At 36.3% G+C, this 22,997-nt stretch carries 27 protein-coding genes; 10 read left to right on the top strand and 17 right to left on the bottom strand.

From position 1 onward, the window contains the following. Nucleotides 1-195 precede the first annotated feature (195 nt). Together NQZ71_RS19715 and NQZ71_RS19710 are read right to left on the bottom strand one after the other, a co-directional pair. Entirely contained in the window at nt 196-948 is a 753-nt protein-coding gene (locus NQZ71_RS19715; RefSeq protein WP_275007308.1) for an SDR family oxidoreductase, read from the bottom strand. 611 nt (nt 949-1,559) lie between these two features. After that, nucleotides 1,560-1,739: a hypothetical protein gene (locus tag NQZ71_RS19710; RefSeq protein WP_317012166.1), complete on the bottom strand. Its 180-nt coding sequence runs from the start codon at nt 1,737-1,739 to the stop codon at nt 1,560-1,562. A gap of 117 nt (nt 1,740-1,856) precedes the next feature. On the opposite strand from NQZ71_RS19710, the gene NQZ71_RS19705 reads away from it, so the two are divergent. Then, nucleotides 1,857-2,048 carry a hypothetical protein gene (locus tag NQZ71_RS19705; RefSeq protein ID WP_317012165.1) on the top strand — a complete coding sequence of 64 codons (192 nt, stop codon included), beginning with the start codon at nt 1,857-1,859 and terminating at the stop codon, nt 2,046-2,048. 333 nt (nt 2,049-2,381) lie between these two features. Here NQZ71_RS19705 and NQZ71_RS19700 read toward each other — a convergent pair whose 3' ends face one another. From NQZ71_RS19700 to NQZ71_RS19690, 3 genes are all read right to left on the bottom strand, one after another. Beyond that, the gene (locus NQZ71_RS19700; RefSeq protein ID WP_317012164.1) at nt 2,382-3,095 is read right to left on the bottom strand and encodes an alanyl-tRNA editing protein; all 714 of its coding nucleotides are present in this window, start codon (nt 3,093-3,095) and stop codon (nt 2,382-2,384) included. A 45-nt stretch (nt 3,096-3,140) separates the two neighbouring features. Continuing rightward, nucleotides 3,141-3,950 carry a TrmB family transcriptional regulator gene (locus NQZ71_RS19695; protein ID WP_275007317.1) on the bottom strand — a complete coding sequence of 270 codons (810 nt, stop codon included), beginning with the start codon at nt 3,948-3,950 and terminating at the stop codon, nt 3,141-3,143. 161 nt (nt 3,951-4,111) lie between these two features. Next, nucleotides 4,112-6,199, bottom strand: a complete 2,088-nt coding sequence (locus tag NQZ71_RS19690; protein ID WP_317012163.1) for a 5'-nucleotidase C-terminal domain-containing protein — start codon at nt 6,197-6,199, stop codon at nt 4,112-4,114. A gap of 283 nt (nt 6,200-6,482) precedes the next feature. On the opposite strand from NQZ71_RS19690, the gene NQZ71_RS19685 reads away from it, so the two are divergent. Continuing rightward, nucleotides 6,483-7,667, top strand: coding sequence for a DUF4317 domain-containing protein (locus NQZ71_RS19685; RefSeq protein ID WP_317012162.1), 1,185 nt, complete (start codon nt 6,483-6,485; stop codon nt 7,665-7,667). Nucleotides 7,668-8,065: 398 nt separating this feature from the next. On the opposite strand, the gene NQZ71_RS19680 is transcribed toward NQZ71_RS19685, so the two are convergent. Further along, nucleotides 8,066-8,611, bottom strand: a complete 546-nt coding sequence (locus NQZ71_RS19680; protein WP_317012161.1) for a DUF3916 domain-containing protein — start codon at nt 8,609-8,611, stop codon at nt 8,066-8,068. Between the two features lie 415 nt (nt 8,612-9,026). Here NQZ71_RS19680 and NQZ71_RS19675 point away from each other — a divergent pair, with 415 nt between their 5' ends. Next, on the top strand, nt 9,027-9,923 hold the full coding sequence (locus NQZ71_RS19675) for a LysR family transcriptional regulator (RefSeq protein WP_317012549.1): 897 nt from the start codon (nt 9,027-9,029) through the stop codon (nt 9,921-9,923). 44 nt (nt 9,924-9,967) lie between these two features. Here NQZ71_RS19675 and NQZ71_RS19670 read toward each other — a convergent pair whose 3' ends face one another. Together NQZ71_RS19670 and NQZ71_RS19665 are read right to left on the bottom strand one after the other, a co-directional pair. Next, a complete protein-coding gene (locus tag NQZ71_RS19670) occupies nt 9,968-10,594 on the bottom strand; it encodes a hypothetical protein (protein ID WP_260054950.1) in 627 nt (208 codons plus the stop codon). A 62-nt stretch (nt 10,595-10,656) separates the two neighbouring features. Beyond that, nucleotides 10,657-10,962 carry a hypothetical protein gene (locus NQZ71_RS19665; protein WP_317012160.1) on the bottom strand — a complete coding sequence of 102 codons (306 nt, stop codon included), beginning with the start codon at nt 10,960-10,962 and terminating at the stop codon, nt 10,657-10,659. A 215-nt stretch (nt 10,963-11,177) separates the two neighbouring features. Between NQZ71_RS19665 and NQZ71_RS19660 the strand changes: the two genes are divergently transcribed. From NQZ71_RS19660 to NQZ71_RS19650, 3 genes are all read left to right on the top strand, one after another. Then, complete coding sequence (locus tag NQZ71_RS19660) at nt 11,178-11,492, top strand: ArsR/SmtB family transcription factor (RefSeq protein WP_260054948.1); 315 nt, start codon at nt 11,178-11,180, stop codon at nt 11,490-11,492. 83 nt (nt 11,493-11,575) lie between these two features. After that, nucleotides 11,576-12,004, top strand: a complete 429-nt coding sequence (locus NQZ71_RS19655) for a DMT family transporter (RefSeq protein WP_317012159.1) — start codon at nt 11,576-11,578, stop codon at nt 12,002-12,004. Nucleotides 12,005-12,017: 13 nt separating this feature from the next. Further along, nucleotides 12,018-12,482, top strand: a complete 465-nt coding sequence (locus NQZ71_RS19650; protein ID WP_275007330.1) for a DMT family transporter — start codon at nt 12,018-12,020, stop codon at nt 12,480-12,482. A gap of 53 nt (nt 12,483-12,535) precedes the next feature. Here the strand turns inward: NQZ71_RS19650 and NQZ71_RS19645 are convergent, their stop codons facing one another. The 4 genes from NQZ71_RS19645 to NQZ71_RS19630 form a co-directional block, all read right to left on the bottom strand. After that, entirely contained in the window at nt 12,536-13,435 is a 900-nt protein-coding gene (locus tag NQZ71_RS19645) for a protein-ADP-ribose hydrolase (protein WP_317012158.1), read from the bottom strand. A 15-nt stretch (nt 13,436-13,450) separates the two neighbouring features. After that, entirely contained in the window at nt 13,451-14,296 is an 846-nt protein-coding gene (locus NQZ71_RS19640; protein ID WP_317012157.1) for a Sir2 family NAD-dependent protein deacetylase, read from the bottom strand. Between the two features lie 81 nt (nt 14,297-14,377). Then, the gene (locus NQZ71_RS19635; RefSeq protein ID WP_144456762.1) at nt 14,378-15,019 is read right to left on the bottom strand and encodes an NAD(P)-dependent oxidoreductase; all 642 of its coding nucleotides are present in this window, start codon (nt 15,017-15,019) and stop codon (nt 14,378-14,380) included. A 69-nt stretch (nt 15,020-15,088) separates the two neighbouring features. Continuing rightward, nucleotides 15,089-15,661, bottom strand: coding sequence for an NAD(P)H-dependent oxidoreductase (locus NQZ71_RS19630; protein WP_317012156.1), 573 nt, complete (start codon nt 15,659-15,661; stop codon nt 15,089-15,091). Between the two features lie 201 nt (nt 15,662-15,862). On the opposite strand from NQZ71_RS19630, the gene NQZ71_RS19625 reads away from it, so the two are divergent. Further along, nucleotides 15,863-16,303, top strand: a complete 441-nt coding sequence (locus tag NQZ71_RS19625) for an Rrf2 family transcriptional regulator (RefSeq protein ID WP_317012154.1) — start codon at nt 15,863-15,865, stop codon at nt 16,301-16,303. Nucleotides 16,304-16,417: 114 nt separating this feature from the next. Here the strand turns inward: NQZ71_RS19625 and NQZ71_RS19620 are convergent, their stop codons facing one another. Further along, nucleotides 16,418-16,798 carry a DUF3221 domain-containing protein gene (locus NQZ71_RS19620; RefSeq protein ID WP_317012153.1) on the bottom strand — a complete coding sequence of 127 codons (381 nt, stop codon included), beginning with the start codon at nt 16,796-16,798 and terminating at the stop codon, nt 16,418-16,420. Nucleotides 16,799-16,949: 151 nt separating this feature from the next. Here NQZ71_RS19620 and NQZ71_RS19615 point away from each other — a divergent pair, with 151 nt between their 5' ends. Next, complete coding sequence (locus NQZ71_RS19615) at nt 16,950-17,588, top strand: glycosyltransferase (RefSeq protein WP_144456770.1); 639 nt, start codon at nt 16,950-16,952, stop codon at nt 17,586-17,588. 45 nt (nt 17,589-17,633) lie between these two features. Here NQZ71_RS19615 and NQZ71_RS19610 read toward each other — a convergent pair whose 3' ends face one another. After that, nucleotides 17,634-18,284: a hypothetical protein gene (locus tag NQZ71_RS19610; protein ID WP_317012152.1), complete on the bottom strand. Its 651-nt coding sequence runs from the start codon at nt 18,282-18,284 to the stop codon at nt 17,634-17,636. 40 nt (nt 18,285-18,324) lie between these two features. Next, the gene (locus tag NQZ71_RS19605; protein WP_144456774.1) at nt 18,325-19,062 is read right to left on the bottom strand and encodes an alpha/beta family hydrolase; all 738 of its coding nucleotides are present in this window, start codon (nt 19,060-19,062) and stop codon (nt 18,325-18,327) included. Between the two features lie 275 nt (nt 19,063-19,337). Here NQZ71_RS19605 and NQZ71_RS19600 point away from each other — a divergent pair, with 275 nt between their 5' ends. Next, complete coding sequence (locus tag NQZ71_RS19600; RefSeq protein WP_260054943.1) at nt 19,338-19,877, top strand: PadR family transcriptional regulator; 540 nt, start codon at nt 19,338-19,340, stop codon at nt 19,875-19,877. Nucleotides 19,878-20,012: 135 nt separating this feature from the next. On the opposite strand, the gene cysE is transcribed toward NQZ71_RS19600, so the two are convergent. Together cysE and NQZ71_RS19590 are read right to left on the bottom strand one after the other, a co-directional pair. After that, nucleotides 20,013-20,570 carry a serine O-acetyltransferase gene (cysE, locus tag NQZ71_RS19595; protein ID WP_317012151.1) on the bottom strand — a complete coding sequence of 186 codons (558 nt, stop codon included), beginning with the start codon at nt 20,568-20,570 and terminating at the stop codon, nt 20,013-20,015. Further along, nucleotides 20,567-21,886, bottom strand: a complete 1,320-nt coding sequence (locus NQZ71_RS19590; RefSeq protein WP_275007342.1) for an aspartate aminotransferase family protein — start codon at nt 21,884-21,886, stop codon at nt 20,567-20,569. Before NQZ71_RS19590 ends, cysE begins: the two co-directional genes overlap by 4 nt. Before the next feature lie 131 nt (nt 21,887-22,017). Between NQZ71_RS19590 and NQZ71_RS19585 the strand changes: the two genes are divergently transcribed. Next, on the top strand, nt 22,018-22,929 hold the full coding sequence (locus NQZ71_RS19585) for a LysR family transcriptional regulator (RefSeq protein ID WP_317012150.1): 912 nt from the start codon (nt 22,018-22,020) through the stop codon (nt 22,927-22,929). Nucleotides 22,930-22,997 lie beyond the last annotated feature (68 nt).

Here is a 22,997-nt window from a genome sequence, read left to right as displayed (position 1 = left end):
TATTATTGTACCTCTCAATTGAATCCCTACTTTTATACCGTTAGAGTAAGCCACTATCTCTTATTTTGTTTCTTATTTAAGGTTCTATACGGTCATCTTTTTTATCATTCATTGTGAGTGAAATTGGCTATTAAAAAAACTGTATTAATGATCACAATGTAATCACTAATACAGCTAATTTTTATTCGACTTTTTCTAACCTCTTACAAATCCACCTTCTGAATGGATTGTTTGACCGGTTATCCATCTTGCTTCCTCGCTTACAAGGAAAGCAATAGTACGAGCAACATCCTTAGGTAGCCCGATTCGTCCCATAGGGAATTTTGGAAGCAGACCCTCTCGTATTTCATTCGTCATCCAAGTTGAATCGGTTGGACCTGGATTGACTGCATTAACAGTAATTCCTACAGATGCAAGCTCCTGTGATAAAGATCTAGTGAAAGCAGAAATAGCACCTTTAGTTGCCGCATACGCTAACTCATTTGGCATTGGACCAAGCTCCTGTCCTGATGTCATATTAACAATACTGCCTGCCTCCAATTCAGCCACTTTAAACCGGCGGGCAAATTCAACACAAAGCAGAAAAACGGTTCTCATATTGACTGCATAATGATCATCAAGAATTTTCCCATTAAGATTTTGATAGCCATCATTTGTAGAATGTGCTGCATTATTTATTAAAATAGCTGGAGTTCCTAGCTTTAATTCGACTGTATCCAAAATTGTAAAAGCAGCATTTGGATGTGATAAGTCAATTTTTAAGCATTCACACTGGCAGCCCATGTTCTTTATTTCTTGGCGGAAATTCTGTGCCCACAGCTCATCAGAATTCCAATGTGTAAAGAATATATTTATGCCTTGTGAAGCTAATTTTCTGCAGATAGCTGTACCAATATCTCGTTCAGTGCTTGCTCCTGTTATTATCGCGTATTTATTATTTAGCATCATATTCTCCCCGCTCAGAAGGATACACAGATATGGAATAAGAGAGATGTATTATTTCAAAAAACAAAAAGACAGACCTCTGAGGTATCTGCCTAGTTAATGGAGATATTTAATTCCACACCACGCATCCTTTTAATGATATAAATTTCAAATTATAGACATAAATCTCCTGCGAACACTTAAGTTATATAGCTATTTATTTGTTTCATTTATTCATTAAAAAGTTAGCCACATGTAGAATATCAATTCCCCTTTCCTTCCATCTCTAATATTATTATAATGCTTTATGCGCTTACAATCCATTTATTATTAGGAATTTTCAGTCATATAAAAACCAATTTTTCCATAAAACATGGAATTATAAATAGAGGATGACTTAACCATTAGTTCGTTTCATTACGCTACACCCACTCGCTTTCCGCGGGGAGGAAGCTGAGCCTCCTCGTCTTCGCCTGCGGGGTCTAAGCCTTTCCTCTATTTCCCGCAGGAGTCGAGTGGCCTCCGCTCCATTTCACTAAAGTTTATAATTATTGTTTAAAATCTAAAAACAAAAACAATTTAATAAAGATTGGATCTCCTGATTCATCATGATATCCTATAACAAACCAATTTTCTTACCATTCTCCATGATTTGTTCCAACTAGTGACCTTCCGTCACTGTCCATACTATAGCCTAACTGCATATCCTCTAAATGCATATTTTTTGAAATAGTATAACCAGCATACCCAAGAGAAATTTCTCTTTCATTCAGCTTATTTAGAAAATGATGTATCTCATCTCGCCTTTTTTTCATTTATCCCTCCAAAGTTAATTCATTTATGGTCATATTTATTATTGGTAGTTAGTAAATCAGCATCCTTTAAATCTAAGGCGTACGAAATTAAGAAAACTTATCTAAAGGTGTATGTAAATGAAACTAGCAGTAAAAATTATTACATACATATTTCTAGTGATTTTAATTATTTTATCATTGTTTAAAATTGACGCTGGTGTATTTTTACATAAGACACTTGAAATTAAAACGCAAAATTGGGAAGGGGGAACTGAAAAATCTCTAAATGATCAGTGTATGAAGGAATCTTATCACAATATATTATCCTAATGATTTCTCTAACCCTCAGTGGCAAGAAGCTAGAACCCAAGAAGCTGCTGAAGTTTTTTTTCAAAGTATTATGTTATTAAATATCTTATTGATGAATACGGGGCAACTGTTTTACTTAATTTAATAAAGTCTACAGGTGAAACTGGAGATTTTATTAAAAGCCTTGTTCAAACTACGGGTATGCAGCTTAGTGATTTAGAAACTAATTACTTAAAATTCCTATAAATAAGCATCTAGAATCCACCAAAACTGAATATACAAAACCCGAACAATTAATCGGAAATTGATAATAGTCCGGGTTTGAATCAGAGCTCCCAGCCTCTAACGTTATAATTAATTTAGCTCAACTCTTATCCTTCTTTTCAGTGCACCCTTTTTTTGAATTTTAGTAATTGAAAAATTGCCAATTTCACTTGTGTTTTTGAGATGTGTCCCACCACATGCTTGCTCGTCAATATCCTCTATTTTCACAATTCGGACTTCATTAAGAGAAGCTGGGAGTAAATTTATGATTGTTTTTATTGCCCCTTCCTTTTGTTCTGCCGCCTGTCTGCTTACTGTCTTCGTCTCAACATTATGAGGTTGTGCCAATACGTTTTGGATTGCTTGCTCTAATTGGTCAAACTGGATTTCTTCTATTATTTCTGGAGGAAATGCTATTTCTAATCTCCCATAATCTGTTTCAATTTGACTGCTTGTAGCCATGCCCTTGTAATTTTCATATAAATATCCTGCTATAACATGTAGTAACGTATGGTAGCGCATGTTTTTCATCCGCCATTCCCAATCGATTTTCATAAAAACTGGTTCCTGTATGTTCTGTAATGGACGATCTAGCTCATGAATTATTTGACCTTCAGAATTTTTCACACTCATTACTTCATAGGTTTGATTGCCATGCTTAACTACTCCTTTATCACAAGGCTGACCACCACCACCAGGGTAGAATATTGTGTGTTCGAATACTACAGTATTGCCCTTAACTGATCTAATATTTGTCTCACATTCCTTTATATAAGCATTGTCTTTATATAACTCGATTGTCATTTCATTCATCTCCAATTTAGTTGATTCGCGATGATACTTAGATACTTACTGTTTTATATTTCGCACAATATAAGTTAGGAGATCATCTCCTTGCCAGATGGAATCAAGTGCAGCATCGCCGATTTTCTCACTCACAGTTTTCATCATCATATCGTGGCGAATATATTCCTTCGCCAAAAGGACAAGCATCGGTTCAGCCGTTTGAATTGCTTGGGGTATTTGTCCTGAAATAAAGCCTGCTATAAGTACCTCGGTATTGTCTTGAATCACGATAGTTAATCTTTGCTCCATTCTGTTTTTTTCAATAGAGGCTGTATCGTTACGATGATAAAATGCCTTACCGAAAGATTCCGTCTCTTCATTTGTAAACAACATGGAATATAGTCTTTTTCCTTTTCTTCCTTGTTCTTCCGCAGTTCTTCGTAAGTCTTCCATTTCTTCTTCCCATAAAGACAGCCAAATTTCGTCATTGGCTTCATTCATAAGCTTCTGAACTGCCTGTACGATTTTATCCCTGCCCTCCATATGCTTGATTACATTAATTTCAACTGGCTTTTCGATAACTTGCAGTTCCTTTTCTAAAAATGATAGTGTTTCCTCTGCTTGTCGTTTTTGATTTAATATAAGCTCCTTAACTGAAATGGGTGTATAGGTTGGTGGTTCTGTTCGTAATTCAACTATTGCTTCTTTTGATATTAGCTTTGCGATAACTGTATAAACCATTGAACGAGGTACACCGCTTCTTTTACTAATTTCATATCCGTTTAATGCTGGTTCCCTCAACAAAGCAATATAAACCTTGGCTTCATTTTTAGAGAAACCAAGCCTTTCAAACTGATCAATTATATGTTCCATATCTTTCTCCTATTAGTAGTAATATATATTACTACTATAAAGACACTAACATTTTTCGTCAATACAAATAGATGTATAAAAGATATCTAAGTTACCAAACAAGTTCTTTTTATAAAAAAATAGACCTGAGCAGAATCTATCTACTCAGGTCTATTTCTTTATTAAGCGTGTTTTACTTTTCGATAAATCATTACAACAATACCAGAGACAAGTAATAGTCCGCCAACCAATATCATTGTGTACATATTTGTCGCTGTATTCGGTAATGTATTTCCTGCATTATTTGATGTACCTGGTTTGTCTGTGTTAGATCCTTGATTTTGAGGATTTTTGTCTGTATCAGATGATACATTATCTTTGTTGTCATCTACAGCTCCTGCATTATCATCTGATGTGTTGTCATCGCTATTATTGTTGTTGTCATCAGTTACAGGTGTTTCTGTTCCATTATCATTATCTTGGTTATTTTCATCATCAGTAACTGGTGTTTCTGGTTCTTCACTAGGAGTTTCCGGCTCTTCACCAGGTGTTTCCGGCTCTTCATCAGGAGTTTCCGGTTCTTGTCCAGGAGTTTCTGGCTCTTGTTCTTTACCTAGTGTATCAATGATGCGTCCTTCAATTTGGGGATTGACATCACCATTTAAGTCTTGGACCATATAGTCGCGAAGCTGCTCCCAGTCAATTGCACCGATATCTTGAACACGGCCCTCTTGGTATGCTTTCGCAAATACTTCATAACCGTCTCCACCTTTTGCGGTGAAGTTGTTTGTTGTTACTAAGTAAGTTTGATCTGCTTTAATATCCTCATACTGATCATTTACTTTTACTTGCATTGTCAATACACGAGAACCAGCTTCTTTTGTGCTGTCGTAAGTAAATTTCATTCCAGCAACATGTAAGAATCCCCCGCTTTCAGCTGGTGCTAAACGGACACTATATTCTAGAATTTGTTTAATTTCATCACCAGTCAATTGGACCACTGCTGGGTCATTACCAAATGGCAAGACAGCGATAACTTCGCCTGTTGTAATCGGACCTTCGTCGATTGCAGCACGAATTCCACCGCCGTTTTGCATCGCAATCACAACATTTTCATTTCTTTCCTTTGTTTTTGCTAGCATTGCATCTGTTACAAGATTTCCTAGTTCTGTTTCGTTAGAACGCACACTTACAGCACTATCAGTTAAACGTGGGTTTGTTAATACTTTTTTAGCAGTTGCTCCTGTTTCTTGATTTGTTAAACTATCAATCTCAGATTTGTATGGTGCTAATACTGCAGCAGCTTCAGAATCTGCCACTTTTGAAGCAACATCGATTAATTGGCCAGTTTGACCAACGACAACACCATTTTCGTCAAAGTCAACTTTCAATTCTCCCAAATTTTGAGAATACTGATATGCTTGGACAATGACTGTTTTATCTTTTGCAGCCCCAGTTTCATCTTGGTCCACAACGACAGGCGCAGTTAATTGTGTATGAGAATGTCCGCCAACAATAACATCAATTCCATCAACATATTTAGCTAACAGCAAATCGTTACCCGTTTCTGGATTACTGTCATAACCGATATGTGTTACAGCAATAATTTTATTAATTCCCATATCTTCAAATGCAGCAACAGCTTCATTTGCTTTTTCGATATAGTTTTGGAACTTCACATTAACAGGACTAGAAATATTAGCTGTATCTTCTGTCGTTAATCCGAAGATCCCGACCTTTTCGCCATTTACTTCTTTAACCATACCATTATAGACAATTCCATCTTCTGGAGTTTCTGTGTATGTATTATTTTGTTTACTAGCCATATAGGCGTCACCAGAGAAATCTACGTTAGCACTTAAGAATGGAAAGTTTGCCTTAGCTGCAAATTCGGATAAAGACTTTTGTCCATTTTCTCCTGAACCTAAGTCAAACTCATGATTCCCAAATACCATTGCATCAATATTCATCATATTTAATAGAGCTAAATCTGCTTGTCCTTTAAATTGATTGAAATAAAGCGTTCCTGAAAAAACATCTCCTGCATTAAATAATAGTGCATTCGGATCTTCAGCACGAACCTCTTTAATTGCTGTTACCATGTTTGGCAAAAGGTCAGCATGTGCGTGGGTATCGTTCATATGCATAATCGTTAAGGAATAATTTTCCGCAGATTCTGCTTTTGTACTAGTTGGTAGTATAATAGATACCGATAATGCTAATGTTGAAAAAATACTTGCTAAAAAAGCCGCTTGTTTCCTTCCCCTCATTCTATCATTTCCTCCTTTGTGTTTGTTGTTGACATGAATCGAAAAGAAACGAATAATCGCATATTTTGTCAACAATACTTCTCCATTGTAGATTTAATGTATTAACCTATTGTTAAGAATATGTAAAACTACGTAAATCTACAATTTCTCTTAAAATATTCTATATAATACGACCTTTTTCCTCCCTTATATTCTATTAATTAAATATGGTAATATAAATGAATGACTAAAATAATATGTGGCCAGTAACCTCAATCGTGAAAGCTTAGGAGTGTATAAAATCATGAACAAGAAAGACGTAGGTAACATTCGCAAGCAATTTAAGATAAACAATGATAAGTTGAAAATATCTGATATTTTTAATGTGTATATTATGAAGGAATCAAGCGAAATCTATCATTCGCAAAGCACACCATTTGCAATGCTAGATCAAGATCACCAAGAGCTGTTTTTGAGCAGCTTTAAAAAAATGCTGGCAGGTCAAATGGATGAGAAGCTCTTTGAACTAAAGTTTAAGAGAGATGCAGAAAACAGCAGCCAGCTTATTCTCCATCAAGGCTTGCTCAGCAATGAGGTGGAAGACTGGAAAGAGCAAATGCTTAAGATTGTAGAAAAAATGCTCGCTATTAGACAATACGAAAAAGATATTGTCGTCACCTTTATTCGTGGCGAATATATAAAACCGATGAAGCGGAGTAGCGGTGAATCAGACGAGCATGAACGTGATACTGTTTTCTCCCACTCCTTTATTCTGAGCAGCATTAATAATACCCAGGATCCAAAAAAAGAGCTATTGTTTGACTATGTAGATAGAGAGTTTAAATACAATATTGTGCTAGATCCAATCATTAATCTGCAAGCACCAATGGGCGGCTTTCTATTCCCTTGTTTCACAGACAATGCAGCAGATGTTAATCACATTCTTTATGCATCTGGCAAGGTACACGAGCCAGACTATGCCTTCATTGAGGATGTGTTAAACGGCGAAGAAATCATGACAGCACAGGATGACAAGATTGTGTTCGAAGAAATTATAAAGGATGTTACAGGGGATCAATTAAATACCGGCACCCTTTCAAACGTGTATGAAGAAATTAACCGCATGATAACTGAAAATGAAGAAGAAGAACCGCCTAAGTTAGATTCAAAAGACGTGGAACAGGTCTTAAAAATGAGCGGGGTTGAAGATATAAGTACAGAAAAGGTCGAATTTGCCTTTAAAAAGATTATTGATGATGACAAATATGAGCTTAAAGCAAGCAATATTTTACCTAAATTCACCTCTAAATCTATTAAAATCAGTACGAAAATTGCCAATATCGCCATAAGTCCTCCAGACTTACGATACGTAAAACAAGTAGAGTTCAGCGGCAAGCGCTACCTTATGATTGAAGTCGAGGAAGATACAGTTATTGAAGGGTTTACGATGATTCCAGAAGCGCTTTTTGGAAATCAGAAGGATGAATAAGTAGAAAAAGTGGGTGGGACGAAAAAATTAACCTATCTAACACAAATAATTTTTATCTAACTTTGAAACAATGGAGCATGAAATTATAAAATAAAGTACAGCTTTAAAAATTGGTTCGTTTCATTGTGCTGCGGCCACTCGCTTTCCGCGGGAAGGTATGGAGCCTCCTCGAACTCACCTGCGGGGTCTCATCTTTTCCTCTATATCCCGCAGGAGTCGAGTGGCCTCCGCTCCATTCCACTAAGATTTGGAATTATTGTTTTTAACAAAGAAACCAAACTATTAATCATTAATTATTAAATAGTTCATTTTCAAATAGACTTACATACTATTATGTCCCAGCCTCTTTTCTGTTAGTATTTCCATTATCTTATGGTCAGCTGATTGCTTACTCGCCTTTAGCCTATTTCACCAACAAACCATATTTCCCCCACTCGTAAGTCATCTTCTTCCACATCTTTTATTATTTGTTTATATCCTCTTAACTCCAACCCTTCCGGTACACTTAAATGCCATTCTTTAGCGATATCTCGATCTGATGGCAAGGGAATCCAGCGGAGATATTCAGACTCTCTAATAAAAAATCTATTAAAGGTGTCGTCGTCAAAAAACACAATCATTGTTGAATCAAAATAGTCAGGCAAACAAATGGAGGTTAAGATCCGATAATCCTTTTCCTTTTCTGTCTTCAAACTAATCAAATACTGAACTCGGTCTATCGTTGCTTGCATACAGAACCTGCGCACTGAATTAGGCGTGTTTGCAGAGTCGATATATGTTTTGCTAAGAGATAAATGCGAATGCCAGTAGTTCCTATAAGGATCTTTTTCAGGATTTGGAATTGTTTCCGTATCGTCATTAAGATTTTCAGTAAAATTACGGAGGCGTCTGCCTAAGCCGCGCAGTTTTTTCTTTGTACCACTATCAAATTTCCATCTATGCATGTAAATTTATCCTCATTTCGTTCATGCTTTGTTCATTGAACAATTATTAAACTATACTTTTTAGCGAACTCTATTTCTTTTATTAAAAGGATACAATGAATCATAAGGTTTTGCATTAAAGCACAACAAAATTTGACATTTTAAACGGTTATTTCTCTTGTAATAAAAGTTATTTCATAGTGATTAATGCTCGAATAATTTCATCCCAATAGTACTTAAAATCTTTGTCACTTACCTCTTTCTGTCCTGGAGTGTTTGATTTGCTGTTATTCATTTCCTCGTCTCCTCACATCATTATTTAAAATTTTATTGTTGTTGTTTATTTTTTCCTATTCTATAATATAGACATCAATCATTACAGATGAACATTCCGATGTAATCAATCGATTTAAACGATTAATGGAGGTGAGATAAAATAGAAATCAAACAGCTAATTACATTTAAAACCGCTGCTGAACATTTAAATTTTACTTATACAGCGAAGATCTTAAATTTTGCTCAATCTAGTGTTACTGCGCAAATAAAAGCACTAGAAAATGAGCTTGAAACTCCTCTGTTTGAGCGCTTAGGCAAGCGGTTAGTTTTAACAGAACAAGGAAAAGAATTTAAAATCTATGCAGATAAAATGATCCAACTGACAAAGGAAGCTAAAAATGCTGTAAGCGGGGTGGATGAACCGGCGGGTACACTTACAATTGGAGCATCTGAAAGCCAATGTACCTACAGGCTGCCTTCCATTCTGAAAGAGTTTAAGGAGCAATTCCCAAAGGTTAAAGTTATCTTTAAACCAATTTACTCTCAAGAACAGACAAGAGCACAGCTGCTTGATGGATCACTGGATATCGCATATACAATGGACCCGATACAGCATCAAGACTCCTACTTAAAAGCACAGGGACTTATCGAGGAAAAGCTTAAAATTGTGGCGTCTCCCGAGCACCATTTAGCAGATAAAGGGTTAATTCAATTAAAGGATTTTGAAGATGAGACGCTTTTATTAACGGAAGCAGGATGCTCCTATCGGGTAATACTCGAGGATTTATTTCGTCAATCGGGGATTTGTGCACCAAATAAATTTGAGTTTGTTAGTGTGGAAGCAATAAAGCAATGCATAATGTTAGATTTAGGTATTGCCGTCCTGCCGGAAATGGTAGTTAAAGCGGACATCGAAAAAGGAGTATTAAAAGAATTAGTTTGCAAGGAAATAACCGCACCTGTTCATACACAAATGGTTTGGCATAAAGATAAATTTATGTCGCCTGCCCTGCAATCATTTATTCAATTATCATGTAAAACTTTTGGTTTGAAATAATTCGTTATTATGAATAAGTGCTCAAGGTTGCTGCCTTGAGTTCTTTATATATAATCAAGCTTCACTTCATTAAAATCTCTCGCAATAATATAAGACCCTCCAAACAGAAATATTTTACACTCGCTGCAAGGTGGATTCACATCACTAGGTAATAAAGAAGTTTTTAATCCATATATGTTTAATACTTCTTCATACACCTGCATTAATTCAGCCGGTCCGTCGGCAAACAGGCCTTGCTTTGCACTTAACAGCCATTCTAAATCACCAAAAGCATGACCTTCTTTATATGTATTAATATACTGAACGAATGGTATTAATCCTTCAGTTAGATGCTGATGCCTTAAAAACAAATCGGCTATTACCCCTTTTATATTAGTTGTTTCGCCTTGAAAAAAAAGATTTGCAGTCTGCTTGTTATAATCCCATAACAAGCAATGATTATCTAAAAGATCAATGGAATCGAATTCTAAATATCTCAAGTTATACTCTTGCACACCATCGCAAGTAACCTGCCATTTCTGAATGATTGCTTCTTCATCTTGTGCTAATTCGATAAAGATAGAGAATGTTAAAGTAATAGTATTCCCAGCCAACTTATAACTAGTTAGCATTACATAAATATCACTTTCATATATCTCATTCTCAATGGCTTCCTTCATTTTTGTAATCAACGTAAACAACCTCGCTTCTTTTCTGTAAAATGTTGTCAACTCTTAAGCATTAAAAGCTCAAATTAATCTTCACCTTCGTCGTGTAATGTTTTAAAAAGAAACATTTCATCTCTCGTGTTTCCGCGATTTTTGCCCCTTTTTTCGTCAGGAAATGTATTAGGAATGCAGTCTTCCACGTCATAAATCATCCAGGTGATATACGGCGTTGGCTCACTTATCATCTCTTCTATAGCTGCATTCATTTGTTCCTCGGTATCGAAAATAAACCACTGAAAAGAAAAGCTTATATCAAAGCTTTCCCAATATTTTTTTACTTCAACGGTTTTTCCGATAATGATGTTACAATTGATTTTACGTCCGAACACCATCCAGCAAGCTGAATATGGTTAATTTTTGTATTAATCATTTCATTTTCGTAAATTGCCTTTTCCAAAAGCATACCACCACCTCATTTAACTTTAATTAATTCTGTTAAATTCAGTAAAATCCCTGCTACAACCTTCCCTTTTAAGACAATCTACATTTTCTAAAGTCCACCTTCTATGCTTGACAAATCGAGAATTCTAGATATACAATTGTTCTCATGGAACCTATAAATGTATTCAAGGCGCTCTCAAACGATACAAGATTAAAGATATTGGAGTGGTTAAAGGAACCAGAGAAGCATTTTCCTAAACAAGGCGCTCACCTTCCTAAGGAGGTAAGCTACAAAGGTGGAGTTTGTGTTGGGGATATTCAGGAAAAAGCCAAAGTTTCTCAATCTACCGTTTCTAGCTACTTGAACATGATGCAAAAAGCTGGCCTGCTTGAATCGGTTCGTCATGGCCAATGGACTTACTATCGCCGTAATGAAGCGTTTATTCAACAGATAGCTAAATATTTTAAAACGGAAATCTAGTTTTCTGTTGATTTCTGTTTTTTTTATGAGTTTTATATCTGTTTTTCTAGATATATAATTATTTAAAAAAGGAGTTATTATCTATGCACTATATTTTTTATGTACTTGCTTTATTAGCTGGTGCAGCTCTTAGCTTTGAAGGGGCAATCTATGCAGAGCTTGGCAAAACAATTGGACAATTAGAAACAAGTTTTTATAACTTTTTTATGGGCTCCATCATAATGGGACTATTATGGCTGTTTTTCGGAAAAGGAAAGCTTTCATATGCAGTGGAAGCACCAAAATGGACATTACTTGGGGGACTTCTTGGTGTTGTATACTTAACTGCAATTGTTGTTAGTGTTCCATTTGTTGGTGTTGGTATATCAATGGTTGCTGTTATTATCGGCCAACTTATTATGAGCATGATAATTGAGCATTTTGGCTGGCTTGGCAGTAAAAAAACAAAAATTAATAAAGAGAAGATTTTCGCCGTACTTTCCATGATTATCGCACTTATACTAATAAACTAAGGAGGACCGTTTTATGGGTCTATTTATGATTTTATTCACATTAATTGGTGGTATTACATTAAGCGCACAGTCCTCTATAAATGGGACATTTAGCCGCAAAGCAGGAACAATTGAAACAACATTATTAACCTTTTTAACTGGCACCATGTTTCTTACTGTTTTCATTGTATTTTTTGGTAAAGGAAATATTCTTGCCCTTTTAGATGCTCCTAAATGGCAATTGAGTGCTGCATTCCTTGGAACAATGTATTTGCTGTTAACTGTTATCGCAGTACCTAAAATTGGTGTTATTGCAACTAATATTGCTGGTATTGCTGGTCAGCTTGTTATTGGTGTCATTATTGACCATTTTGGCTGGTTCAATAGTTTGGTCATTGAATTAGATGTGAAACGCGTATTAGCACTGGTTTTTATGATTATTTCGCTGTATTTCATTTATAAAGGCAATAAAAAGTCTGCTGAAGGAAACCAGGCATAAATTAAAATGGAGAACCTTTCTACTAAGAGAGGAGTTCTCCATTTTTTTTATATTCATTTTGAAAACACCCTAGAATACTCATCGTAATCTTCTGTGCTGAATACATTAAAAATAATCTTTTCAAAAGAATTCGGTTTCTCTGCTAACCATTGATTAACTGTATTTACAGCAATATATGCTGCTTCTGTTTTTGGGAAACCAAACACACCTGTTGATATTGCACAAAATGCAATACTGTTTATATGCTCCAATTGACTAGCTAAATCAAGACAAGAAGTATAACAAGCTGCTAATTCGTCCCGTTGCTTACTTGTTAATTTTGTTCCTTGTGGCACGATAGGTCCAACTGTATGCAATACAAAATGGGCGGGTAGATTATAAGCCCTCGTAATTTTGGCAGTACCTGTTTCCTCAAGTTCATCTTGTAATGACATTATCTTTTCACAATCGTCTCTTAATTGGGGACCGGCAGCTGAATGGATAGCATTATCAATACACGCATGCATTGGCTGAAAACATCCTAGCATTTGACTGTTCGCAGCGTTCACAATTGCATCTGCATTTACTCGTGTAATATCCCCTTGCCATAAAACAAGCTTTTCAGACTGTATAAAATGATTTTCAGGAAAGATGCTTGCAATAGTTTCAAGTTTTTCCACGTCGACAATTTTTTTTTCGATTAAGTCTGATTGTAAAAGACAGTCTATCTCTGCTAATAAATTAGGATCTGTCTGCTTCGGTTCCCTTATATTTAACAAAGCTCTCACCAAATTTCTTTTACCAGAAAAATCCTTTGGCATAATAATATCCTTAGGTGCATCAGGTTCCTGTAATAGCTTGCTCATTATGCTTTCAACCAGTTCTTCCTTATTAGCTTGCAGCAAGCTTTTTGGAATGAAGGGCTCTTGCAGATAAATCAACTCCGAATAATCCTGTAAAGATATTTGAGTCATACCATACCCCTCCTTTTACTTATTAAGCTTTAATAAAACCGGGAGTATATCCTCCGTAAAGGCAATCGTCTTTTCCCTATTTTCCTTAGGTCCATTCGGATGGTCCATGTTAAAGCGAATTAATTTAGTATGCTCGTTTTGATAGGTCATTTGTTCAAATGGATAGCGGATAATTCCTGGTGTATTAAAGCCAACTCCAAACTCCAGCAAAAGAAGGTTTTTCCCTTTAGACTCGTTAATAAAACCTTCATATGCGTCATTGGAATTATTCCACGCTTCATTTTGGACAAAGTATTGATTAATTCTTAAATGTGGATCCATTTCCCCTCCACACTCTGGACATTTTGGGACAAGGTTTGAAGGAATCCTGCAATTCTCCATATTAGCGATCATTTCATTCACTAATAGCTTGTTATCATATAAGGAATCATGACAGCCTTTTACGCATTGCAGATAACCATAATTCCCTTGAACCTCAAAGATATTTTCCAGTGGAAAGCCTGCTAGCTCAAACTGACTATCAACATTTGTCGTAATGACAAAGTAATTAGCTTTTTTCACTAATTGAAACAGTTTTTCATAAAGTTTAGTCGGCCCAACTTCATAACGGTTTAAGCTAATATGCTTTGCCCAATATGCCCATCTCTCTTCCTCTGTTGGAAAGGGATAAAAGCCTGAGGAATACATATCCGTTAATCCATATTTTTCAATGAAAGGAGCGAAATTATCTGTAAATCTATGCCCTCCATACTGAATACCAGCTGCCGCAGACAGCCCAGCCCCAGCTCCAATGACAATATAATTTGCCTTATTAATTAAGTCCTTTGTATAGGCAATTCGACTTTGATATTCTCTGTCCATATCATATCCTCCCTCCATTAAAAACCGACCTTTTCTGACAAAGGTCGGTTTTCTGGTCATACAAGTGTTAATTCCTCTTTCTTATTCTGCTTCTCCAACAACAGAAAAACGTTTGTTGATGGATTGTGGGTTTTCGATTTCATCTAGGACAGCGATTGCGTAATCAGCATAGCTAATGTAGCTATCTCCTTTTGAGTTAAGCGTTAATATGTCTCCGCCTTTTTGGTATGCTCCAGTACGTTTTCCTGCTGGATTAAAGAAGCCTCCAGGACTAATATATGTCCATTGAATTCCATTCGTATTTTGCAGTTCTTCTAGGTTTTTACCCATGTTTGAAGCAGTTGGGAAATATTCTTTCGGAAAATCAGGTGTTTCAAATACTCGTGTTGTTTTGGCTTCATCCACGAATAGGCTTCCAGCTCCTCCAACTACAACTAATCTTGTGTTAGCTGCACCTTTTAGTGCTTCAATAAGGACTTTACCAGCTTCAATATGCTGCTCCTCTTGCCCAGGTGCAGAATTAAATGCATTTACAATGACATCCACCTTTTCAAGATCTGCTGATGTAAGATCAAAAACATTTTTTTCCACTACATTAATTTGTGCATTTTGAACTTTTGCAGCATCTCTGACGATTGCTGTTACCTCATGTCCGCGCTCAATCGCTTCATTTACTATTAAACTTCCTGCTTTCCCAGTAGCACCAATTATTCCAATTTTCATGTTCATATCCTCCTAAGTTATGCTTAATATACCAGTTGTAATTTCAATAATTACAATAAGGATAATTATTTATTCAAACAAAGAATTCACTTCGTTTTTAATTTCCTTTAACATTTCTTTTCTAGCTGTATCATCTACTGAAGGCACACTACCAAATGTTAAATGGCCGACACTTTCAATCCCACAAAATTCAAATACTCCAGTAGTAGATGTTTTTATTAATGCTTCGGTCATACCGATTGAGTCGTATATCTCCTTTGGCGTTCCATGTGTGTTAATAATAAGTCCTTTTTTTCCTGACAGAAGCTTATCAATGCCGCCTTCTGCATTGTATTGATAAGCAAATCCATAAGAGTAAACTCTGTCTATATATCCTTTTAAAATCGCAGGCATACCTGTCCACCAAATTGGATAGATAAATGTTACAGCATCTGCTTTACTAATGAATTCCTGTTCGGTGATAACCTCTTGTGAAACTTCCCCTTTGCCGTCAAACTTCAAAACTGGATCTAATCCTATTGCATATAAGTCTCTTACAGTGACCACATGTCCTTTACCTTGTAAAGACTGTACTACTGTTTCCAAAATGGCATGATTGAAGCTCTCTGGATTTGGATGTGCATAAACAACTAAATGATTCATTTTATATTGTCTCCTTTATTTTAATTCTGATTGCAGTCAACTTGTAATAAACTTAGTTACAAGTAATAATATAAATTACATGTAACCGTTTTGTCAACAGGTAGGTGAAAACTCTCGGACTTTTTTAGGAATTAAGGTATACTATACTTGTAACCATAGCAATTACATTGACAATAAATTTTTTAAAAGAAGGTGCTTAACATGTCTATAAGCAGTCGTTTTGCAGTTGGTATTCATATATTGACTCTTATTGAAATAAATAAAACAAGCGTCAACACCTCAGAATATTTAGCAGGCAGTGTTAATACAAATGCTGCTGTTATCAGAAAAATAATGGGGATGCTTAAAAGTGCAGGTTTAGTTAACATTCGTCCAGGTATTGCCGGGGCACAGCTGGCAAAAGACCTTTCAGAGATTACCTTGTTCGATGTGTACAAAGCTGTTAATGTTGTTCAAGAAAAAGAATTATTTAGTATCCATGACCATCCAAACCCTGATTGTCCTGTAGGCAGGAATATTCAAGACACCGTACTGCCAATATTTTCAATTGCTCAATCAGCTATGGAGAAGGCCCTAAGTAACGTAACACTTGCTGATATTGTGAATGATATTTTGGAAAAAGAGAAGGCAGTGGGTAAATAGAAGTAAGTATGTAAGGAGAAGTTTGGCCGTCCGCTAAACTTCTTTTTTTTGCATTAATATATCTAACAAAAGGCACACAACTAAGTTTTTGCTAGTGGCTCCCAATATATTTCACTACTTATTAAAAGTAGTCACCCAATAGGCATCACCGCCAGCCGGCGCAGATTCCCTAACTTCTCCACTGTAATAGATTTTCACTTCTTGTCCTCGTGAAAATTCATTCAACATCCGCTCCGGAATATACGAGGGCAATTGAAATACAATTCCTTGGTACTTATATTTTTCGTATAGCTCATCATCTGGTTTATTTTTTATATTATGTGCTGATGCTTCCACAACCCAAATACTCGATTTATTGATTTCCAAAATTACACCAGTAAAACTTGGAGTGCTCTTGAAAAAAAATAATACACTCAATGCTGTTATAATTATTAAAGATGTAATGATTAACAGAAGACGCTTCATTGTTTTTTTCACCTTAACACTTTCCTTCATATATACATTCTCTATGTCCATTATATATTCTCGAAAAAATTTATTTGTCCTTCCCCTTGTAAACAGCCCAATTAATCCTTTTATTATGAATAAAAAATCCGAAATTATTGAAAATAATAACAGTAATATACTAACTATTAAGGAGTTTTTGATGAAAAAAATAATGTTACTGAGCTGTATTTTACTATTTTCATTAAGCATGGTGACTGGCACTAACACTTACGCTAAACCGCAAGAAAAATACGTGAGTCAATCACAGGTGGATTTTGAAAATAATTTCCGGAAGCTTTGGTTAGACCATGTTTTGTGGACAAGTAATTATATTACGAGTGCCACTAATGCTGGAGCAGAAGATCAAAAACAGGTACTGACTAGACTTCTGAAAAATCAGGAGGATATCGGAAATGCCATAAAGCCAGTGTATGGCGAAAAAGCTGGAAGTAAATTAACAGAGCTGCTTAAGGAGCATATTGTTATAGCAGGTAAGATTGTTGATGCTGCTAAAAGCGGCAATAAAACCACCGTTAGTCAGCTAAACAAAGAATGGTATAGAAATGCAGATGAAATTGCTGCTTTTCTCAGTGAAGCCAATCCGTTTCTAAAAAAGGAGGATCTAAAGAAATTATTAGCGATGCATCTCCAATTAGTCACAAATGATTTAACGGCAAGCCTAGCAAAAGACTGGAATAAAAGAATTGCTTCAATTGACGAGGGTGTTACACATATAATTATAATGGCGGATGCTATTTCCGCTGGAGTTGTCAAACAATTCCCTGACAAATTTAAATAATAATAAGACACCTCCATTCCATTGGAGGTGTCTTATTATTATTTATTAGTGTTTTCTCTCCTGAAACAAACTCGTAGCTAGTAGCGACGCAATTAAAATAACTTCTGATAAATTTGTAAGCGCACCACTGTTAACAGGTATCTTTACAGCATTCATAATTATCATAACTAACGAACCAATAAAAAACCAAACCCATTTTTGCTTAACAAGCACAATGATAGATGCAATCAGTAGAAGTATCGCCACAATAATCACCATTATTGGAAGTCCACTACTGCCTACGGAGCTATAGGTCAAAACACCGTATTCCCATTTAGGTGCTATTTGCAGGCCAATTACTTCTTTATATAGTTCTATTATTATTAAAATGGCAGTTATTACATATGGAGCTATACGAAAGACCATACTCCTTGTTAAAGAAATATTTGTCTTTTTAACAACAGCCCATGCGTAAAAAGTTAGAAACGGTGTAAAAATGGCATGAAGCAGAAAGCGTAATAGGTTTAATTGCTCGTTGAGAGTACTTTCACCTAAAAACCTCCCTAGTGTAATGACCGCATTATCGTATAAAAGGCCAATTACAACCGGTAATAGGAAAAGCAGACTAAGTACAGGGGATTTTTTTATGTTAATAACAATAATTATAAGACTAACAAAATAAATAATCGTATACAGCAAAAATAATAAACTGTCCAAATATGCTCCCCCTCTCTAATTATTTATAGTTTTAATTTCATTATTTATTCCCGAATTTATTAGCTTCCACCCAGTCCTCAATTGTTTCCACTATAATATCTTGTTGTTCCTTTACAGAAATTTTGGCTTTATTATCACCTGGTTGCTCTCCATACACGCCAAATTGAGCATGATTTCCGCCTTTAATTTGAAAATACTCTGTTGTACTTGGCAGGAGATTCTTCTTTTCGTTTATTTTTTCTGGTGTACTTAAACCATCTTCTGACCCGCTAATAGATAAAACCGGCAGGCTTGATTTAAATAATGACTCATTGTCAGCGGCATAGGAACCTAAAAAGATGAGCCCCTTCACTTTATCCATGTTTTTATCAACATACATTGCTGCTGCAGCACCACCCATTGAATGTCCGCCGATTATCCAGTCTACTTCTTTATATTTCGTTATCATCTCGTTTGCTTTTTTATAATCAAAAAGAGCTAAATTCAATGCTACCTTAGGAATTGCCACTATCATATTATCCTTTGCTAACTCCTGTGCCAAATAAGCATAAGCTTCAGGCTCCACTTTTGCTCCTGGGTATAGAATAATTCCTGTTGTACTGCTTTTATCTCCATAAATAAGCCAATCATCTTCTTTAACATAGTTACTATCCATAGAAATAGCTGGATCTTCCGCTGCTTTATACGTCATTTGCGTCCATCCAAAAAATATCCCAATCGCAAGTACTAAAACGATAACGACTGCTAAAATACTCTTTTTATTAATTATTTTTTTCATTGTTTTTTAAACCTTCTTGCACTGAAGCCACATACTAAGCCTTGCCACAGAGCAATTCCCTTTCTTTATTTATAATTAATATTTCCTTTAGTCCAATAACTAAACAGTTTAAAACAAATCAATGGACCAACCACCTCTAACATACTCCCTTTATCAGAATTAACATATGTCTAAAATGACATATGTTAATATTATATTACTAAGCTTTATTCAAATTAGTCAAGCTAGTATGATATAATGCAAAAATATATAAACAATTGAAAAGAGTGGTATACGTGAGCTTACGGTATGCTTTATTAGGAATCATTTCCAAAAAACCGGTTAGTGGCTATGAGGTAGTTAGTATTTTCAAGGAGCAAGTAGTTTACTTTTGGAATTCTACGCATAGTCAAATTTATACGGAGCTGCATAAATTAGAAAAGGAAGAATTACTTGAACACGAACTTATTATTCAAAGCTCGTTGCCTAATAAGAAAATCTACACGATAACAGAGCTAGGAAAAAAAGAATTAATTAATTGGATTCTTAACCATTCTGTCAAACCTGCCAAAATAAAAGATGAGTTCCTTATTAAAGCAGCTGCTTTTGATATATTAACAATAGACGAAATAATTACTTTGTTAGATGAGGTAATTGCTCGAGAAGAAAGAATCTTAAGTATGACAAAAGAGTGGAAAGAGCATTTCACAAAGGAAACCTCCAAGCAGAATTTAGGTGCCATCATTACGTCAGAATACGGCATCCGCTATGCAGAAATGTATGTAAATTGGTGCAAATGGGTGAAGGAATTTATAAGCAACCATCCGCCTGTTTAAAAATGTGTACAAGCAGCTTTACTACTCGCGACAACAAAAAAAGCACTCATAAACATGAGTACTTTCTTTTGTATGCTATTTCCTTGTAAACAAACCATAGTTCTTTTTGGATGACAGCAATCTCATGAATTTAGTCTATTTCGGTGCTATTAGTCTTGTAGGGTTGCCAACTGCTGTATGTTTTGCAGGTACATCCTTAAGGACTAGTGTCAATGCGCCGATTTTTGCCCCTTCTTCAACGCTGATTGCCCCTAATACTGCCGCCCCTGCGCCTATAAAGACATGATTGCCTATCTTTGGATGACGTCTTCCCGGTTGATTATTAACACCGCCAAGTGTAACGCCTTGGTAAATAACAACATCATCACCAATTACCGTTGTTTCTCCGATAATTACTCCTGTGCCATGGTCTATTAACAGTCTTTCTCCAATTGTAGCAGCTGGATGAATTTCTACACCTGTCAGTACACGAGCAAGCTGAGAAATTAACTGGGCTGCTAAGTGAAGCTGCTTTTTCCACAATATATGTGATAACCGATAAAACCACACCGCATGTAATCCAGAATAGGTGAGAATCACTTGAAGATTTGACGTAACAGATGGGTCATAATCACGCACCATTTTAATTTCTTCTGAAAAGGCAAACCGTTTCTTTCTAGTTATTTTCCTTGTATTTGCTTTAACTAGTTTCATAATGTATTCTCGACAGCTGTTATGGCTTGATCAAGCAGGGAAATTCCTTCGTCAAGCTCCTCATAACTGACTGTGAGCGGAGGTGCTATTCGGAAAACACCTCCCATACCAGGCAAACAAACAATATTCATATGAAGACCTAATTCAAGGCATCTAGCAGTAATACGATCACCTATCGCTTCTGACCGCTCTTTATTAATTTTATCCTTAACAATCTCAATACCTTGCAGCAATCCACGCCCTCTAGCATCACCAACAACCTCGTGTTTTTCTACAAGTTGTTTAAGTGCGGCTGCTAAATAATCCCCTTTTTCGCGTGCTGCAGCTAAAAGATTCTCCTTTGCAATCACATCCATGACCGTACACCCAACAGCAGCTACAAGAGGATCATTAACATGTGAAGTGTAAAATACAAAACCTTTTTCATATGCCTTTTGTTCAATCTCTGCTGTCGTAACAAGGGCTGCAAGCGGCAGTCCTGCTCCGAGTGTTTTGGATAATGTCAAAATGTCAGGTGTAACACCATCATGCTGAAATCCATACCATTGTCCTGTACGTCCAAAGCTTGTTTGTGCTTCATCAAAGATTAGCAGCATATCTCTTTCATGACATTTTTTCTTTAACGCAGCTAAATAACCAGGCGGAGGAACAAGAATGCCGCCCCCAGATACAATAGGTTCTACAATACATGCTGCCAAGCTGCCGACAGATTGAGCATCGACCATCGCAAAACCGTAGTCCAGCTGCTTCTGCCAATCAAGCTTCCCGTCTCTGTCTACAAAATCTGGGCGATACTCATATGGAGTTGGAATTGCCAATTGTCCAGGTGTACCAGGCAATCCGCTTTTACGAGTTGAAGCATATGTTGCCCCTGCACTTGCTTCTGTTAAACCATGCCAAGACCTGTTAAAGGAGACAATTTCAAACTTCCCTGTTACCAGCTTTGCCATTCTTAATGCCGCTTCATTTACTTCCGAACCAGTTGACAACGGAATTACCTTCGTTAAAGGATCTGTTACTGTCTCGGCAATATGTGTACAAAGGTTAATGCTAGGTCTTGATAGCATACCGCTGAACAGATGGTCAAGGCGGCCAGCGGCTTCTTGTAATGTTGCCACTACTTCAGGATGAGAATGACCAATCGTCGATGACATTTGCCCTGAAGTAAAATCTAAAATCCGTCTCCCCTCTTCCGTATAAACATAGCTTCCTTTAGCATGGTCAATAATTTCTTGGATAAAGAATGGTGCACCATATCTTCCAACATGTCTTTCAACGTCTTCCCATGGATTGCTTCTCTTTTCGTATGGATACATCAGCTTCTACCTCTCTCCTCTAATTAATTTGCTCTTTATTAGCTTAATGTTTATTATTAATTAATAATAAACATTAAACAATCAAGTTTTCCTTAACAATTCGTTTAGTAATTCTTAAAAGGGGAATTCATATGCTCAACACTTGGCGATTACAATTACTACTTCAATTTGAAACCTTAGGAACGATGCACAGGGTTGGAGAAGTTATGTACATTAGTACTGCGACAGTTTCTCAGCAGCTTAGCATTTTGGAAAAGGAAACCGATACTATACTTTTTGAAAAGGTTGGAAGGAGAGTTCAATTAACACATGCAGGCCGTAATCTTGCTAAACCAGTCAGACCTGTGATTAATCAGCTTGAACAAATTGAAATCGCACTTAATGACACTTCTGACATTATTCAAGGAACTGTCCGAATTGCCTCCTTCTCAAGTGCCTTACGTTCTATCTTAATCCCTGTAGTATCCCAATTAGTGAAGCAATTCCCTCAGCTTCAGCTTAGATTAACAGAATTAGAGCCTGATAAGAGTATTCCAGCACTTGATTCCCATCAATTTGACTTAGCAGTTGTCGCCTACTTTGAAAAGCCTCGAATGCTAAAGCAATATGATCACAGTCTCGTTGAGCTTGGAAGTGATCGTCTGATGGTTTTAGTTGGGGAAGAAAATCCACTAGTACAGCAATCTGCTGTACGCATCACTGAACTCTCGGAGGAAACTTGGGTAATGGAGCCTGATGGTACTTACCTTTCTGAATACACGCAAAATCTATGCAGTAACGCTGGATTCCAGCCTCATGTGTTAAATGTTTTTCAAAGCTATGCAGCCATACAAACAGCGGTTGCAAATAATCTTGCAATTGGAATTCTGCCGAAGCTTGCAGTAACAGAACAAGAAGAAGGTGTTCAGCTTCTTGATTTACAGCCTGAATCAACACGGCATATATATCTTGTCGCCCGCAAGCCTCAGGCGTCTAACCGCTCTATACAAGTTGTAATGGAAGCGATAAAAGCTCAAGCGAGCCTAGTGTTTGCTGACGGTTAACAGAATAATAAGCGAAAAAAAATAGACAACGAGCCACAGAGGTCGTTGTCTTTTAATATAAATAAAAA

It is taken from the genome of Niallia taxi (assembly GCF_032818155.1).
Classification (GTDB): Bacteria; Bacillota; Bacilli; order Bacillales; family Cytobacillaceae; genus Niallia; species Niallia taxi_A.
This window is presented reverse-complemented; position numbering and strand designations above follow the sequence as displayed.

Bases quoted from the DNA above. Each gene is read 5' to 3' on its own strand.
- NQZ71_RS19715 (WP_275007308.1), bottom strand. From the start codon at position 948: ATGATGCTAAATAATAAATACGCGATAATAACAGGAGCAAGCACTGAA.
- NQZ71_RS19710 (WP_317012166.1), bottom strand. From the start codon at position 1,739: ATGAAAAAAAGGCGAGATGAGATACATCATTTTCTAAATAAGCTGAAT.
- NQZ71_RS19705 (WP_317012165.1), top strand. From the start codon at position 1,857: ATGAAACTAGCAGTAAAAATTATTACATACATATTTCTAGTGATTTTA.
- NQZ71_RS19700 (WP_317012164.1), bottom strand. From the start codon at position 3,095: ATGACAATCGAGTTATATAAAGACAATGCTTATATAAAGGAATGTGAG.
- NQZ71_RS19695 (WP_275007317.1), bottom strand. From the start codon at position 3,950: ATGGAACATATAATTGATCAGTTTGAAAGGCTTGGTTTCTCTAAAAAT.
- NQZ71_RS19690 (WP_317012163.1), bottom strand. From the start codon at position 6,199: ATGAGGGGAAGGAAACAAGCGGCTTTTTTAGCAAGTATTTTTTCAACA.
- NQZ71_RS19685 (WP_317012162.1), top strand. From the start codon at position 6,483: ATGAACAAGAAAGACGTAGGTAACATTCGCAAGCAATTTAAGATAAAC.
- NQZ71_RS19680 (WP_317012161.1), bottom strand. From the start codon at position 8,611: ATGCATAGATGGAAATTTGATAGTGGTACAAAGAAAAAACTGCGCGGC.
- NQZ71_RS19665 (WP_317012160.1), bottom strand. From the start codon at position 10,962: ATGGTGTTCGGACGTAAAATCAATTGTAACATCATTATCGGAAAAACC.
- NQZ71_RS19660 (WP_260054948.1), top strand. From the start codon at position 11,178: ATGGAACCTATAAATGTATTCAAGGCGCTCTCAAACGATACAAGATTA.
- NQZ71_RS19655 (WP_317012159.1), top strand. From the start codon at position 11,576: ATGCACTATATTTTTTATGTACTTGCTTTATTAGCTGGTGCAGCTCTT.
- NQZ71_RS19650 (WP_275007330.1), top strand. From the start codon at position 12,018: ATGGGTCTATTTATGATTTTATTCACATTAATTGGTGGTATTACATTA.
- NQZ71_RS19645 (WP_317012158.1), bottom strand. From the start codon at position 13,435: ATGACTCAAATATCTTTACAGGATTATTCGGAGTTGATTTATCTGCAA.
- NQZ71_RS19640 (WP_317012157.1), bottom strand. From the start codon at position 14,296: ATGGACAGAGAATATCAAAGTCGAATTGCCTATACAAAGGACTTAATT.
- NQZ71_RS19635 (WP_144456762.1), bottom strand. From the start codon at position 15,019: ATGAAAATTGGAATAATTGGTGCTACTGGGAAAGCAGGAAGTTTAATA.
- NQZ71_RS19630 (WP_317012156.1), bottom strand. From the start codon at position 15,661: ATGAATCATTTAGTTGTTTATGCACATCCAAATCCAGAGAGCTTCAAT.
- NQZ71_RS19625 (WP_317012154.1), top strand. From the start codon at position 15,863: ATGTCTATAAGCAGTCGTTTTGCAGTTGGTATTCATATATTGACTCTT.
- NQZ71_RS19620 (WP_317012153.1), bottom strand. From the start codon at position 16,798: ATGAAGGAAAGTGTTAAGGTGAAAAAAACAATGAAGCGTCTTCTGTTA.
- NQZ71_RS19615 (WP_144456770.1), top strand. From the start codon at position 16,950: ATGAAAAAAATAATGTTACTGAGCTGTATTTTACTATTTTCATTAAGC.
- NQZ71_RS19605 (WP_144456774.1), bottom strand. From the start codon at position 19,062: ATGAAAAAAATAATTAATAAAAAGAGTATTTTAGCAGTCGTTATCGTT.
- cysE (WP_317012151.1), bottom strand. From the start codon at position 20,570: ATGAAACTAGTTAAAGCAAATACAAGGAAAATAACTAGAAAGAAACGG.
- NQZ71_RS19590 (WP_275007342.1), bottom strand. From the start codon at position 21,886: ATGTATCCATACGAAAAGAGAAGCAATCCATGGGAAGACGTTGAAAGA.
- NQZ71_RS19585 (WP_317012150.1), top strand. From the start codon at position 22,018: ATGCTCAACACTTGGCGATTACAATTACTACTTCAATTTGAAACCTTA.